At 68.1% G+C, this 14,668-nt stretch carries 15 protein-coding genes; 12 read left to right on the top strand and 3 right to left on the bottom strand.

All coding sequences use genetic code 11. The features are described 5' to 3' along the window. Positions 1 to 42 precede the first annotated feature (42 nt). The 3 genes from ACTIE5_RS15090 to ACTIE5_RS15080 are packed head-to-tail and all read left to right on the top strand — an operon-like array spanning position 43 to position 2,551. Positions 43 to 810 (top strand): ABC transporter ATP-binding protein, encoded by a 768-nt coding sequence (locus ACTIE5_RS15090; protein ID WP_092961937.1) that lies wholly within the window; start codon positions 43 to 45, stop codon positions 808 to 810. Then, a complete protein-coding gene (locus ACTIE5_RS15085) occupies positions 803 to 1,564 on the top strand; it encodes an ABC transporter permease (protein ID WP_439550523.1) in 762 nt (253 codons plus the stop codon). Before ACTIE5_RS15090 ends, ACTIE5_RS15085 begins: the two co-directional genes overlap by 8 nt. 24 nt (positions 1,565 to 1,588) lie before the next feature. Next, entirely contained in the window at positions 1,589 to 2,551 is a 963-nt protein-coding gene (locus tag ACTIE5_RS15080; protein WP_439550522.1) for an ABC transporter substrate-binding protein, read from the top strand. 3 nt (positions 2,552 to 2,554) lie between these two features. On the opposite strand, the gene ACTIE5_RS15075 is transcribed toward ACTIE5_RS15080, so the two are convergent. Both ACTIE5_RS15075 and ACTIE5_RS15070 read right to left on the bottom strand, forming a co-directional pair. Then, the gene (locus ACTIE5_RS15075) at positions 2,555 to 3,229 is read right to left on the bottom strand and encodes a Crp/Fnr family transcriptional regulator (protein WP_439550521.1); all 675 of its coding nucleotides are present in this window, start codon (positions 3,227 to 3,229) and stop codon (positions 2,555 to 2,557) included. 17 nt (positions 3,230 to 3,246) lie between these two features. Further along, complete coding sequence (locus ACTIE5_RS15070) at positions 3,247 to 4,134, bottom strand: alpha/beta fold hydrolase (protein ID WP_439550520.1); 888 nt, start codon at positions 4,132 to 4,134, stop codon at positions 3,247 to 3,249. Between the two features lie 167 nt (positions 4,135 to 4,301). Between ACTIE5_RS15070 and ACTIE5_RS15065 the strand changes: the two genes are divergently transcribed. From ACTIE5_RS15065 to ACTIE5_RS15025, 9 genes are all read left to right on the top strand, one after another. Then, on the top strand, positions 4,302 to 4,769 hold the full coding sequence (locus ACTIE5_RS15065) for an SUF system Fe-S cluster assembly regulator (protein WP_439550519.1): 468 nt from the start codon (positions 4,302 to 4,304) through the stop codon (positions 4,767 to 4,769). 10 nt (positions 4,770 to 4,779) lie between these two features. Beyond that, positions 4,780 to 6,279, top strand: a complete 1,500-nt coding sequence (gene sufB / locus ACTIE5_RS15060) for a Fe-S cluster assembly protein SufB (RefSeq protein ID WP_439550518.1) — start codon at positions 4,780 to 4,782, stop codon at positions 6,277 to 6,279. A gap of 16 nt (positions 6,280 to 6,295) precedes the next feature. Beyond that, on the top strand, positions 6,296 to 7,042 hold the full coding sequence (sufC, locus tag ACTIE5_RS15055; RefSeq protein WP_439550517.1) for a Fe-S cluster assembly ATPase SufC: 747 nt from the start codon (positions 6,296 to 6,298) through the stop codon (positions 7,040 to 7,042). Continuing rightward, positions 7,039 to 8,349 carry a Fe-S cluster assembly protein SufD gene (sufD, locus tag ACTIE5_RS15050; protein ID WP_439550516.1) on the top strand — a complete coding sequence of 437 codons (1,311 nt, stop codon included), beginning with the start codon at positions 7,039 to 7,041 and terminating at the stop codon, positions 8,347 to 8,349. Before sufC ends, sufD begins: the two co-directional genes overlap by 4 nt. Continuing rightward, entirely contained in the window at positions 8,349 to 9,590 is a 1,242-nt protein-coding gene (locus ACTIE5_RS15045) for an aminotransferase class V-fold PLP-dependent enzyme (RefSeq protein WP_439550604.1), read from the top strand. Before sufD ends, ACTIE5_RS15045 begins: the two co-directional genes overlap by 1 nt. Beyond that, a complete protein-coding gene (sufU, locus tag ACTIE5_RS15040; RefSeq protein ID WP_439550515.1) occupies positions 9,587 to 10,066 on the top strand; it encodes a Fe-S cluster assembly sulfur transfer protein SufU in 480 nt (159 codons plus the stop codon). The genes ACTIE5_RS15045 and sufU overlap by 4 nt, the downstream gene beginning before the upstream one ends. Then, positions 10,035 to 10,430, top strand: coding sequence for an SUF system Fe-S cluster assembly protein (locus ACTIE5_RS15035; protein WP_439550514.1), 396 nt, complete (start codon positions 10,035 to 10,037; stop codon positions 10,428 to 10,430). Before sufU ends, ACTIE5_RS15035 begins: the two co-directional genes overlap by 32 nt. Before the next feature lie 42 nt (positions 10,431 to 10,472). Then, positions 10,473 to 10,844: a HesB/IscA family protein gene (locus tag ACTIE5_RS15030; RefSeq protein WP_439550513.1), complete on the top strand. Its 372-nt coding sequence runs from the start codon at positions 10,473 to 10,475 to the stop codon at positions 10,842 to 10,844. Positions 10,845 to 10,917: 73 nt separating this feature from the next. Then, positions 10,918 to 11,994: an MBL fold metallo-hydrolase gene (locus ACTIE5_RS15025; protein WP_439550512.1), complete on the top strand. Its 1,077-nt coding sequence runs from the start codon at positions 10,918 to 10,920 to the stop codon at positions 11,992 to 11,994. 3 nt (positions 11,995 to 11,997) lie between these two features. Here ACTIE5_RS15025 and ACTIE5_RS15020 read toward each other — a convergent pair whose 3' ends face one another. Beyond that, positions 11,998 to 14,631, bottom strand: coding sequence for a M10 family metallopeptidase (locus ACTIE5_RS15020; protein WP_439550511.1), 2,634 nt, complete (start codon positions 14,629 to 14,631; stop codon positions 11,998 to 12,000). Between the last annotated feature and the right edge of the window lie 37 nt (positions 14,632 to 14,668).

Below are 14,668 nucleotides of genomic sequence, written 5' to 3'. Positions count from 1 at the left end.
CGCGCACTATTGTGCTGCGCATAGCGGGGTCAGGGAAACAGCATGGCGTTGGTGACCCTTGAGGGGGTTGGAAAGACCTTTCGCGGCCGGACCGGCGCGTGGGAGGCCGTGCGCGACTTCTCACTCGAACTCGCGGAGGGCGAGTTCTTCTGTCTGCTCGGTACTTCGGGCTGCGGCAAGACCACCGTGCTCAACATGCTGGCGGGGTTCGAGGCACCGACCGCGGGCCGCATCCTGCTGGATGGCAAGCCCGTGCGCGGCCCCGGCGCCGATCGCGGCGTCGTCTTCCAGGGCCATGACAGCCTGTATGACTGGCTGACGGCGCGGGACAATATCGCCTTCGGGTTGCGCCTTCGCGGCATGGCGAAGGCCGAACGCCGCGCCGTGGCGGATCGCTTCCTGACCATGGTCGGGCTGACGGGGCAGGGGGCCAAGCACCCTTCCGAACTGTCCGGCGGCATGAAGCAGCGTATCCAGATCGCCCGCGCCCTGGCCAATGATCCGCGCATCCTGCTGATGGACGAACCCTTCGGCGCGCTGGATGCGATGACGCGCGCGGTGCTGCAGAACGAATTGTCCGACATCTGGGCGAAATCCGGCAAGACCGTGCTCTTCATCACCCATGACATCGAGGAAGCGGTGGCGCTTTCCACCCGCGTCGGCGTGATGAAGCGGGGCCCGGGCGGCACGCTGAAGGCCGTGGTGCCGGTCGACCTGCCCTTTCCCCGCGAACGCACATCGGACGGATTCATGCAGACCTTCCGCCAGGTGCATGCGCTGATCCATGAGGAGATCCACCCTCATGAATAGCCGCGCGGCCACCATCGGCGGCTACATCGCCGGCTTCGCCCTGCTGTTCCTGATCTGGCACCTGGCCGCGCTGTATCTGGTGCGCTCGGTGCTGTTTCCCTCGCCCTTTCCGGTGTTCGAACGGGCCGTGGTGCTGATCGAGGATGGGTTGCTGCAGGAGGCCGTCATCGCCTCCATGCGCCGCATCCTGCAGGGCTTCCTGCTCGGCAGCGCGCTCGGCATCCCGATCGGCCTGGCACTCGGCAGCTTCAGGCCCGTGCGGCTGCTGCTGGAACCCTGGACGGAATTCTTCCGCTTCATCCCCGCCGTCGCGATGATCACGGTCGCCGTGATCTGGTTCGGCATCGGGGAGGAGAGCAAGATCTTCCTGATCGCGTATACCACCGTCTTCGTCGTCATCATCGCGACGGCCGCCGGCGTCGGCGCCGTGGGGAAGGACAAGATCCGCGCGGCGCAATGCCTGGGTGCCAGCAAGTTCCAGGTCTTCGCCCTGGTCGCCCTGCCTGCGACGGTGCCCTACATCCTGACAGGCATGCGGCTGGCCATGGCCAACGCCTTCGTCACCATCGTCGCGGCGGAACTCGTCGCCTCCAATGACGGGCTCGGCAAGTTGCTATGGGATGCCCGCCTGTTCATGCAGGTGGAGGACATCTTCGTCGCCCTCATCTCGCTGGGCCTGCTGGGTTTCGCGACGGACCGCGCCTTCCGCCTGCTGATCCGCGCCTTCGCGGGCCGCTTCAACCCGACCATGTGAATTAGAACAGGGAGAGAGAGAACCATGATCAACCGCCGTAGCCTGCTTGCCGCGGGCGCTGCTGCCACCGCGTTGCCCATCCCGGCCTTCGCGCAGGGCGCGCCCATCCGCATGACGATCGCGACGGGCGTCGATCCGTCCTTCGCGCCCTACTACGTCGCCCGCGAAGGCGGTTTCTTCCAGCGCAACGGGCTGGAGGTGACGGTGAATACCGGCCCCTCCGGCTCCGCCATGATCGCCTTCCTCGTCGGCAACCAGATCAACTCCGCCTATGGCGCCGAACAGGCCGGCGTCTCCGCGCACCTGGTCGATCCCAATGTGGTCGCGGTGGCGGAAGGCACGGCGCTGCTGCGCTGGATCAGCATCCTCGGCCGCAATGTCGAGAACATGGAAGCGCTGAAGGGCAAGCGCGTCGGCGTCGCCCGCGGCACGGGCAGCGAGACCTTCTGGCTCTCCGTCGTCGCCAAGCTCAACCTGAACCCGGCCGACTACACCATCGTGAATGTCGAGGCGCCGGAGATGGTGGCTGCGCTGGAGCGCGGCAACATCGACGCCTTCGCTGTGTGGGAGCCCTGGCCGACCCGCGCCATGCGCGCCATCCCCAACACCAAGATCCTGCTGTCGAACGACCAGATCCAGATCGTCCGCAACTTCATCTACATGAACAAGGGCTGGGCCGAGTCGAACCAGGAAGCGACCCAGCGCTTCATGCGGTCCATGATCCAGGCGCAGGAATTCATCGCCAGCAACCCGACGGAAGCCGCCGCGCAGGTCGCCCGCTTCCTGCGCCAGGACCGCGCCTTCATCGCGGAACTGATGACCAAGGTGGAGTTCAAGGTGAACCTGACGCCTGACAGCGTCGGCAACATCCAGCTCGCCATCGATCAGCTGCGCGGGATGAACCGGCTTGCCCGCCCGGTCACGCCGGATCAGGTGATCTGGAAGGCGCCGCTCGCCGCCGCCGCCGCCGGCCGCGTGACGATCTGAGGCTCAATCTGCTTCCGCCAGGGCGCGCAGCCCTGGCGGATCGGTGATCCTGAGGCCCGCGCGGGCCGGCTCCACCAGCCTGCCCGCGCGCCATTCCACCAGCAGCACATTCACCTTGGGGCGCGTCGCCGCCACCAGGGCGGCCAGCTGCCCCTGCGGCAGCCGCACCAGTCCGGCGGGATCGGCCGCCGCCAGCTTCAGCAGCGCCGTCGCCAGGCGCTGGGGCAGGGGGCGCAGCGCCACCGCCTCCGTCTGCTCCGTCGTGCGCCTAAGCCGCGCGGCCAGCGTTCGCAGCAAGGCCAGGGCGGTCGCGTGGTCCTCCGCCAGCACCGCGGCGGCGTCGGCATGGCGGATCAGCAGGCCCGATACCGGCGTCAGCGCCGTGCAATCCGCGCTGCGCGGGCCGCCATCGACCAGCGCGACCTCGCCCACCGGCTCCCCGGCTCCCGCCAGGCCCAGCGTGAGTTCCCGCCCGGCGCCGGTGGCCAGGTGGAGGCGCACCACGCCGTCCAGCACCAGCAGCATGCCATCCGTGCCGGGATCGCCGCGGCGGAACACGACCTCCCCCTCCCGGTACCGGACGGGCCGCGCGGCGGCGGCCAGGCGGGCGCGGGCGCCTTCCGGCACGCCGGCCAGCAGGGGCAGGCCGTCGATGGCGCGGCGGGCCTCGATGGACATCGCCGCGCCCGTTGCTGCTACTTCTCGGCCGCCGCGATGATGCCGCCGGACAGGCTGGCGGGGATGCGGTTGGTCCAGCGGCCGGCATCCACCTGGGTGACGAAGTCCAGCACCGCGCGGTTGAAGGCTTCCGGATCCTCCAAATTCATGGTGTGGCCGCATTTCGGCATGACCAGCAGCGCGCTGCTCTTGATGGTGCGCTTCAGGTAGATGCTGGCCTCCAGCGTCGGGTCATCCTCGTCGCCCGCGATCACCAGCGTCGGCACTTCCATGCTGGCGAAGCCGTCCTTCAGGTCGAACAGGCTGGGGCGGCGGCGCTGCACGCCGTTCATGGTCAGGGCGGAGCCTTCGGTGCTGTGTTCCCGCAGCTGGTCCTGGAATTCCTTGTAGCCGCGGGGGTCCTTCTCCTCGAACACCAGGCGGGTCGGGCCGCGGCTGTAGGTCAGGCCGAAGGTTTCCATGCCCTCGGACCGGATGCGGGCGATGGCGGCGTCCGTCTCCTTGTGGAATTGCGGCATCTTGTCGGGGGATGCGCCATAGCCGACGCCGGCGGCCACCAAGCTGCGGCAGATATCCGCGTGCCGCAGGCCCATATGGAGCGTCGCGAAGCCGCCCATGGACAGGCCGACGACATGCGTCTTGCCGAGGCCGAGACCCTTGATCACGGCGGCGATGTCATCCGTCGCGCGGTCCTGGCTGTACTTGGCGGGATCGGACGGGACCTCGGACGGCGTGTAGCCCCGGGCGGCGTAGGTGACGCAGCGATAGCGGCGGGAGAAGAAGCGCATCTGCGCCTCCCAGCTCCGATGGTCGCCGGCATATTCATGCACGAAGACCATGGGCGTGCCGGAGCCCGCTTCCTCGTAGTACAGGTTCACCCCGTCATCGGCGCGGATCGTAGGCATCGTCTCTCCAGTCTGGTCGCAGGCCCTGGTCTCAGGCAGGGCGGATCGTGGCGCCATGACATTGAGTCGGCAAGCCATGCGGCATGACCTTGACTCCGGCGGGGGGCGGGCGCATCTGCCAATCCGGACCCTCAGGGTCCCCTTTGACAGAGCGGGAGCGACGCCGCGTGCTGCGGGTCTCGAAATTCACCGATTATGCCGTGGTGGTGCTGAGCCGCCTGGAGGCCGAGGGAGGCGTTCAGACCGCCCCCGGGCTTGCCAGCGGCACCGGTGTTGCGGAACCCACGGTCGCCAAGGTGTTGAAGATGCTGGCCCAGGCGGGGCTGGTGGAGGGGCTGCGTGGGGCGCGGGGCGGATACCGCCTGCTGCGCCCGCTGTCATCCCTGCCGCTGTCGGACGTGATCGTCGCCATCGACGGCCCGATCGCCCTGACCGCCTGCGTCGATGGTGGATTCGGTCTTTGCGAGGCCGAGAATACCTGCCCCGTGCGTGGTCGCTGGGACCCCGTGAATGCCGCCATCCGCGGCGCGCTGTCCGCCATCATGGTCAGCGAGATCGCGGCACCCGGTCCCCGCCTGCCGATGCCCGCGCCACGCACCGTCGAAATCCCCGTGCCTGCCCTTCTGGCCGAGTAGGACAAGTTCCATGCCCGCCGTCACCGAGACACTCGAAACCGTCCAGTCCGTCACCGAGGGCGGCTACAAATGGGGTTTCGAGACCGACATCGAGATGGAGTTCGCGCCCAAGGGCCTGAACGAGGACATCGTCCGCTTCATCTCCGCGAAGAAGAATGAGCCCGCCTGGCTGCTGGAATGGCGGCTGAAGGCCTTCGCCATGTGGAAGAAGATGGAGGAACCCGCCTGGGCCGCCGTCTCCTACCCGAAGATCGACTTCCAGGATTCCTACTACTACGCGGCGCCGACGCAGAAGGTGAAGCCGAAGTCGCTGGATGAGGTCGATCCGGAATTGCTGCGGGTCTACGCCAAGCTCGGCATCCCGCTGAAGGAACAGGCCATCCTCGCCGGCGTCGATGGCGCGGGCGACACGCCGGCGGATGGCGGGCGCATGCCCATCGCCGTGGATGCGGTGTTCGACAGCGTCTCCGTCGCCACCTCCTACAAGGAGCGCCTGGCCAAGGACGGCATCATCTTCTGCGCGATCAGCGAGGCGGTGCAGGAACATCCTGAACTCGTGCGGAAGTACCTCGGCACCGTGGTGCCGCAGGCCGACAATTTCTACGCCGCGCTGAACAGCGCCGTCTTCACCGATGGCAGCTTCGTCTACATCCCGAAGGGCGTCCGCTGCCCGATGGAGCTGTCCACCTATTTCCGCATCAATGCGAAGAGCACGGGCCAGTTCGAGCGCACGCTGATCATCGCGGATGAGGGCAGCACGGTCAGCTACCTCGAAGGCTGCACGGCCCCGCAGCGGGACGAGAACCAGCTGCATGCCGCGGTGGTGGAACTCGTCGCGCTGGATGATGCGACGATCAAGTACAGCACGGTGCAGAACTGGTACCCCGGCGACGCCGAGGGGAAGGGCGGCATCTACAACTTCGTCACCAAGCGCGCGGATTGCCGCGGCGCGCGGAGCAAGGTGAGCTGGACGCAGGTCGAGACCGGGTCTGCCATCACCTGGAAGTATCCGTCCTGCATCCTGCGTGGCGATGACAGCGTCGGTGAATTCTACTCTGTCGCCATCACCAACAACCGCCAGCAGGCCGATACCGGGACGAAGATGTTCCACATCGGCAAGAACACGCGCAGCACCATCGTCAGCAAGGGCATCAGCGCCGGCCGCGGGCAGAACACCTATCGCGGCCTGGTGAAGATCAGCCCGCAGGCCGCCGGCGCCCGCAACTTCACGCAATGCGACAGCCTGCTGATCGGCGACGAATGCGGCGCGCATACCGTGCCCTACATCGAGAACCGCTGCATGTCCGCCAAGGTGGAGCATGAGGCGACGACGTCCCGCATCGCGGAGGACCAGCTCTTCTACTGCCGCCAGCGCGGCTTGAGCGAAGAAGATGCCGTGGGCCTCATCGTCAACGGGTTCTGCCGGGAGGTCCTTAAGGAACTGCCGATGGAATTCGCCGTGGAAGCGCAGAAGCTGCTGCAGATCAGCCTCGAAGGCTCGGTCGGTTAAGGGATCGCCTGATATCATGCTGAAGATCGAGAACCTGCACGCCACGGTCGATGGCAAGCAGATCCTGAAGGGCCTGACGCTGGAGATCGCGCCGGGCGAGATCCACGCCATCATGGGGCCGAACGGCTCCGGCAAATCCACCCTCAGCTACGTGCTCGCGGGGCGGGAGGGCTATGAGGTCACGGAAGGCTCCGTCACCTACAAGGGCCAGGACCTGCTGGCGATGGAGCCGGAGGAGCGTGCCGTCGCCGGCGTGTTCCTGGCCTTCCAGGCACCCGTCGAACTGCCCGGCGTCGGCAACGCCAACTTCCTGCGCACGGCGCTGAACGCGGTGCGTCGTGCGAAGGGCGATAGCGAGGTGGACGCGATCCAGTTCCTCAAGCTCGCCCGCGCGCGCATGAAGGTGCTGAACATGCCGGACGACATGCTGAAGCGCCCCGTGAATGTCGGCTTCTCCGGTGGTGAGAAGAAGCGGAACGAGATGCTGCAGATGGCGATGCTGTCGCCGACGCTGGCGCTGCTGGATGAGACCGACAGCGGGCTCGACATCGACGCCCTGAAGATGGTGGCGGATACGGTGAACAGCCTGCGCGGCCCGACCTTCAGCGCGCTGGTCATCACGCATTACCAGCGCCTGCTGAACCACATCGTGCCGGACCACGTGCATGTGCTGTCCGCCGGCCGCATCATCCGCAGCGGCGGCCCGGAACTGGCGCAGGAGCTCGAGGCGACGGGCTACGCCGCCTCGGTGGCCGCGGCATGACGGCGGTCAACACCACCGGCGCCGCGGCCTTCCTGGCGCGGCATGAGGGGCTGCGCGCGCGCCTGCCGGGCGCGGGGCTGCCCTGGGTCGTGGCGATGCGCGAAGCCGCCGCGGCCGCCTTCCGCGCGCAGGGCTTCCCGACGCGCCGCGTCGAGGCCTGGCGCTACACCGACCTCGCCGCCGTCAACGGCACTGTGTTCGGCGAACCGCTGACGGGCGTGGACGATGCGCTGGCGCTGCCCGCCACCGGCAATCCCCGTGCGGTCTTCGTCGATGGCCGCTTCCGCGCGGACCTCTCGACGCTGGATGGCCTGGCCTATGCGGTCGAAAGCCTGGCCGTGGCGCTGCCCTCGCTGGAAGGGCGGCTCGGCGCCGTCGCGCGCCCGGCGGAGCAGGCGCTGGCCGCGCTGAACGCCATGCTGTTCGAGGATGGGCTGGTCGTGACCGTGCCCGCCGGCGTTGCCGGTGGCGTGCTGGAACTGCTGTCCTTCGCCACGCTGTCGGACCGTGCGCCGGCCTACCATCCGCGCCATTTGGTGCGGCTGGCGGAAGGCGCATCGCTCACGCTGATCGAGACCGCCGCCGGCCCCGCCGCCGCACGCTACCTGCACAATCCGGTCTTCGAGATTGAGGTCGCCGCCCGCGCGCGATTCAATCATGGCCGCCTGCAGCAGGAAGGCCTCGATGCCTTCTTCCTCTCCACCGTCTATGCGGCGGTGGCGGAGGGCGGGACCTACGACAATTTCACGCTCAACGCCGGCGCCCGGCTGGCGCGGAACGAGATCCATGTGGCGCTGGCCGGCCCCAAGGCCGAATGTCACATGAACGGCGTGCAGCTGGTCGCCGATGGCCAGCATGCCGATACGACGACGGCGCTGGACCACGCGGCGCCGGATTGCGCATCCCGCCAGACCTACAAGACGGTGCTGGCCGGCCGTTCGCGCGGCGTCTTCCAGGGCAAGATCCTGGTGCGCAAGATCGCGCAGAAGACCGATGGCTACCAGATGAACCAGGCGCTGCTGCTGAGCCCGGACGCGGAGATCGACAGCAAGCCGCAGCTCGAAATCTACGCTGACGACGTGAAGTGCAGCCATGGCGCGACCGTCGGTGAGCTGGATGCGGACAACCTGTTCTTCCTGCGCAGCCGCGGCATTCCCCTGGAACAGGCCAAGGCGATTCTCGTCGAGGCCTTCCTGACGGAAGCGGTGGAAGCCGTGGCCGATGAGGCGATCCGGGCGGCGCTGTCCGGCGCGGTGGCCGGCTGGTGGCAGCGCCAGGGCGTGGCCGGCGGGATCGAGGTCGCGTGATGGACGGGCACATGGCGCCGAGGCTCGACCTTGCGGCGATCCGGGCGGATTTCCCGATCCTGTCGGAGACGGTGCGCGGGAAGAAGTTCACCTTCCTCGACAGCGGTGCCTCCGCCCAGAAGCCGCGCCAGGTCATCGGCGCCATGGTGCGGATGATGGAGAAGGCCTACGCCAACGTCCATCGCGGCGCCTACCACATGAGCGAGCAGGCGACGGAGGCCTTTGAGGCCTCTCGCCGCGCCGTGCAGCGCTTCCTGAACGCGGCCGATGAGCGCGAGATCATCTTCACCGGCAGCAGCACCAACGCCATCAACCTGGTGGCGCACAGCTACGGCCGCGGCGTGATGAAGCCCGGCCAGGCGGTGGTGATCTCCGAGATGGAGCACCACGCGAACCTGGTGCCCTGGCAGATGCTGCGCGACGCGCATGGCATCGAGCTTCGCGTGGCGCGCATCACCGATGCCGGGGAGCTTGACCTCGAAGACCTCGCGGCGAAGCTCGCGGATGGCAAGGTCGGGCTCGTCGCCGTCACGCATATGTCCAACGTGCTCGGCACCGTCACGCCTGCGGCGTTGATCGCGCGGATGGCGCATGAGGCCGGGGCCAAGGTGCTGTTCGATGGCAGCCAGGCCGCGGTGCATCGCCGCGTGGACATGCAGGCGCTGGACGCGGACTTTTATGTGTTCACCGGCCACAAGCTCTACGGCCCGACCGGCATCGGCGTGCTCTATGCCAAGGCCACGCTGCTGGAAGCGATGCCGCCTTTCCTCGGCGGCGGGGACATGATTGCCGAAGTCACCTTCGAGAAGTCGATCTGGGCGCCCATCCCCGGAAAATTCGAGGCCGGGACGCCGCCGATCATCGAGGCGATCGGCCTGCACGCCGCCATCGACTATGTCGAGGCCATCGGCATGCCGGCGATCGAGGCGCATGAACGCGCGCTGGTCGATCGCGCCATGGCGCGCCTGCCGCATATCGAGGGTGTCACGCTGCTCGGCCGCGCGCAGGATCGCGGCGGCGTCTTCGCCTTCGCGATCGACACGGCCCATGCGCATGATGTCGCGACGCTGCTGGACCGTGCGGGAATCGCGGTGCGGTCCGGCCGCCATTGCGCGGAACCGCTGCATGCGCGCTTCAATGTCGAGAGCACCTGCCGTGCCTCCTTCGGCCTCTACACGACGCCGGAGGAAGTCGATCTCCTCGCTGATGCGTTGGGGCAGGCGAGGGAGTTCTTTCGATGAGTGGCGGTCTCTTTGACGATCTCCGCGACCTCTACCAGGAAGTCATCCTGGACCATGGCCGCAAGCCGCGTAACTTCCGGCGGCTGGATGACGCCGACCGCACCGCGCGGGGTGACAACCCCATGTGCGGCGACCGGATGGAGTTGTTCCTGAAGATGGCGCCCGATGGTTCCATCGCCGACGCCGCCTTCCAGGGCCGCGGCTGCGCCATCTCCATGGCCAGCGCCTCGCTCATGACCGATACGGTCAAGGGCAAGTCGCCGGCGCAGGCGCATGAGATGAGCGACAAGTTCCGGACGCTCGCCATGACCGGCACCTGCCCCGAATGCGGCGGCGACCTGGCGGATGACATGGAGCGGCTCGCTCCGTTGTCCGGCGTGCATGACTTCCCGAGCCGCGTGAAATGCGCGACGCTGGCCTGGCATACCTTGAACGCCGCCCTCGATGGCCAGGCGAAGGAGGCGAGCAGTGAGTGAGACGCCAACCCTGCCGAACCACGGCGCCTGGACGCCTGATGGCGCGACGGAGCCGCCGGTGAAGATCCATGAGGATGCGGTCATCGCCGTCCTCAAGACCGTCTTCGACCCGGAAATCCCCGTCGATATCTACGAACTCGGCCTGATCTACGCGGTCGAGATCGGCGACGACGGGCATGTGAAGGTCGAGATGACGCTGACCACCCCTTCCTGCCCCTCGGCCCAGGAACTGCCGGCCCAGGCGGAAGAAGCGGTCCGCGCCGTGCCGGGCGTGACCGATGTGACGGTCGAGGTCGTCTGGGATCCGCCCTGGGACCAGAGCCGGATGAGCGAGGATGCGCGCCTCGCGCTCAACATGTACTGACGGCGGCCGCAGCATCGGCCGCCCCAAGGTTAGGGTGACACCATGAGCATCTCCACCGAGGCTCCCGCCCGCCCCAAGCGGGCCCTGCCGCCGCTGATGACGCTGTCCGACGGCGCCGTGGAACGGCTGCGCGGGCTGTATGAGAAGGGCGAGGCCGGCAAGCTTCTGCGCATCGCCGTCAAGACCAAGGGCTGTTCGGGCATGTCCTACGACCTGTCCTGGGTTGATGCGGCGGGCCCCGGTGATGAAGTCGTGACCGACAAGGGCATCACTGTCCTGGTGGACCGCAAGGCGACGCTGTTCCTGATCGGCACCGTGATGGATTACGAGGTGAAGGCCATGTCCGCCGGCTTCACCTTCACCAATCCGAACGAGAAGGGCCGCTGCGGCTGCGGCGAAAGCTTCCACGTCTGACGGATTGTTACGACGCCTTGGCGCGGTGTTGTCGCCGCGCCACATGCTGGCTTCCACCATGGGAAGCCTACCCTTGCCGCCCCACGCCATCACCCGCCGCAAGCTGGCCGCCCTGCTGGCCAGCATCCCGATCCTCGGCGCCTGCGTGACCACGGGGGGTGGCAGCGACTACTACGCCGGCCCCGTTTCCGACCATTTCGACGGCGCCCGCTTCTTCAACCCGGGCGGGGAGCCACCGCGCCCCTTCACGCAGTTCCTGCGCTGGCAGCTGACGGAAACGCGCACCGCCTGGCCGGAAGCCTTCCCGAGTCCCTTCCCGCAGGATGTGCCGCCGGATCGCGTACCGGGCGGCGCGCTTCGCATCAGCTTCGTGGGGCACGCGACCTTCCTCATCCAGGGCGCGGGCCTCAACATCCTCACCGATCCCGTCCTCTCCGACCGCGCGAGCCCCTTCAGCTTCACCGGCCCGAAGCGCGTCAACGCGCCCGGCATCGATTTCACGAAGCTCCCGAAGATCGATGTCGTGCTGCTCTCCCACGCCCATTACGACCACATGGATGTGGAGACGCTGCGTCGGCTGTGGGAACGCGACCGCCCGCGTATCCTGGCGCCGCTCGGCAATGACGTGATCTTGCGCGGCCACCACCCCGGCATGGTGGTGGAGACGATGGACTGGCATGAGCAGCGGGACCTCGGCATGGGCGTGACGACGACGCTGGAGGCCGTGCACCACTGGTCCGCCCGCGGCGTCTTCGACCGCAACCACGCGCTATGGGGCGGCTTCGTGCTGAAGGGCATCGGCGATGGCATCTTCTTCGCTGGCGACACGGGTTTCGACCAGGGGCGCCCCTTCCGCCGCATCGCGCAGCGCCATCCCGGCCTCGGCATGGCGCTGCTGCCGATCGGCGCCTATGAACCGCGCTGGTTCATGCAGGCGCAGCACATGAATCCCGATGATGCCGTGCAGGGCTTCGAACTGCTCGGCTCGCGCCAGGCGCTCGGCTACCATTGGGGCACCTTCAACCTGACGAATGAAGGCGTGGACAGCGCCCCGGCCGATCTGGCGCAGGCGCTGGCCGCGAAGGGGGTCGATCCCGCCCGCTTCGTCGCCGCGCTGCCCGGCCTCGTCTGGACGAATGGGGTGGCCTGATCCTCAGGCGATCACGACGAAGCAGCTCGCGGTCGGCGTCGCGCCGGGCAGTTCGGCCAGCACGGTGGCGCCACCGGCCAGCGTGCCGTTGCTGTCCCAGCTCAGCAGATGCGTGTCCGTGGCGAAGATCAGCTGCGCCAGCGTGCCCACCGGCGTTCCCGCCGCGTTGATCTGCAGGCGGTTCAGGGCCGCCAAATCCATGCCCGCCACCAGCCCGCCGCGGAAGCCGATGGCGGAGATCTGAACCACATCCTCCCCCGCCGTGAAGTCGGTGATGCGGTCGCCGCCTTCCGTCGGCAGGGCGAAGCGGAAGGCATCCGCGCCATCGCCGCCGGTCAGCGCATCGGCGCCCAGCCCGCCACGCAGCGTATCCGCGCCCTCGCCGCCCAGCAGCGTGTCGTTGCCGGCCATGCCGGAGAGGATGTTGTCGCCGTCATTCCCGGTGATGGCGTTCGCCACCGCATTGCCGGTGCCGTTGATGGCGTCCGATCCCGCCAGTTCCAGCGCTTCCAGGTTGGTGGCCAGCACGAAGGAATGGCTGGCGAGCACCGTATCCATGCCGCTGCCCGCGGCCTCCACCACCCGGTCCGCCGCATTGTCCAGGATGTAGCGGTCATCGCCCAGGCCGCCGGTCATCAGGTCATTGCCTGCCCCGCCCTCCAGCGTATCGTTGCCCAGGCCGCCAGTCAGCGTATCGGCACCCTCCAGGCCGCGGAGCGCATTGTCGCCCGCATTCCCGGTGATGAGGTTGGCCACTGCATTGCCCGTGCCGGCCAGGCCCGCACTGCCGGTCAGCGTCAGCCGCTCCACCTCACTGCCCAGCGTCCAGTCCACGCTGCTCTGCACCAGGTCGGTGCCGCCGGGCGCATCCTCCACGACCAGATCGCCTGCATCGTCCACGACATGCACATCATTGCCGAGGCCGCCGATTTGGCGATCCGCGCCCGCGCCGCCATCCAGCGTATCGGCGCCCGCGCCGCCCAGCAGCGTGTCGGCGCCGTCCAGGCCCCGCAGGCGGTTGGCGCCGGTATTGCCGGTGATGACGTTGTTCTCGGCATTGCCGGTGCCCGCGATGCCTGAGGTGCCGGACAGCACCAGATCCTCGACCGCGGTGGCCAGGGTCAAGGCGACGGAGGAGATGATGGTATCCGCGCCTTCGCCGGCCGCCTCCACGACGACCTGCGTGGCAGCACGGATGTAGTGGAGGTCATTGCCCATGCCACCGACCAGCGTATCGGCGCCGAGCCCGGCATCCAGCACATCCGCCCCGCCCAGGCCCTGGATCAGGTCGTTGCCGGCCCCACCCGCCAGGCGGTTGGCGCCGGCATTGCCGACCAGCGTATTGGCCAGCGTGTTGCCCGTGCCGTCGATATCGGCGGTGCCCGTCAGCGTCAGCGATTCCAGGTTGGTGCCCAGCATCCAGGTGACGGAAGCGCGGATGAGGTCATTGCCCTGGCCCGTCGTCTCCACCACCACGCAGGCGGCATCGCCCACGACGTAGCAATCATCCCCGAGGCCACCCACAAGGCTGTCGGCGCCCGTGCCGCCTTCCAGCGTGTCCGCGCCCCCTCCGCCCCGCAGCGTATCATTGCCGCCATTGCCGCGCAGCCAGTTCGCGGCCTCGTTACCCGTGATGCGGTCATGGCCCGCGCCGCCGACCGCGTCCTCGATCAGCGATCGCGCATCGCCCTGGTGCTGCATCGCGTTGAAGACATTGCCGCGCGCCATCCTGCCGGTGCCGAGCATCGCCAGCTGCGCCGTGCTGGCGATGGACCAGCCGCCGGGCGAGAGGTCGATGGTGACGCCGCCGGCATGGTTCGAGAGGTCATAGGTATCGCGACCGCCACCGTCCCAGATCGTCAGGAAGATGCGGTTGCCGCCCGGCGTGCCCTGGCCCGCGCCGTTGACGGACATCTGCCCGGTGGCGGGGTTCCAGCTATAGGTCGTGTCCCCGGCCTGCATGGCGAAGTCCGCGCCGTACATCACCTGCAGCGCCGCGACGTCCAGCATCATGTAGGATTGCGGCGCGGACCATTGTTCGTAGGTGTAGCCACCGGCCGGGCCGCCGATGTAGCTGCGGTAGCTCATCACCGTGAATTCGAGGCCGTCGCGATCCGCCGGCACCGCGGTGGCGCCCGGCCCGCCTGCTTCCTGCGAATGCTTCAGGCCCAGCGCGTGGCCGATCTCATGCAGCGTGGTGTGGTAGGCGTAGTTGCCCAGCGTGGGGTTCCGGTAGTTGTAGGCGGTGCCGAACCAGATATCGCCGCCCGATCCGCCGGCGGGATAGCGGGCATAGGCCGTGGCGGGCAGGCTGGACTGCGCCAGGCGCAGATCGCCGCCATCGAACCCCGCGTCGGTGATGGCGAGCAGCGTGAAATCGGCCACGCCGGCGCCACGCAGCACGGCATTGCCGCCGGTGGTGCCGCTGGTGCCGGCCAGCGCATGGCGGGCGACCTGCATCGTCGCCAGCGACACCTGCGCGAAGCCGCTGCCGGGTTCGTTGGTGCCATAGGGCGATTCGTATTCGCCGGCCGCATCGGGAAAGCTGAAGGTCAGCGGGCCGTTCCAGGCGGTGCCGGACAGCACGCCGTCGATGTACCTGTTGCCGGTCGCGGCAACCGCCCGTGTCGTCGCCATGGCTGCCGTCCCTTCAACTTGGGTCGCGGAACGGGAC

The sequence above is a fragment of the Falsiroseomonas sp. genome (assembly GCF_051859025.1).
Classification (GTDB): Bacteria; Pseudomonadota; Alphaproteobacteria; order Acetobacterales; family Acetobacteraceae; genus Falsiroseomonas.
Note: the sequence above shows the minus strand (reverse complement) of the source record. Positions and strands in the feature narration are given on the sequence as shown.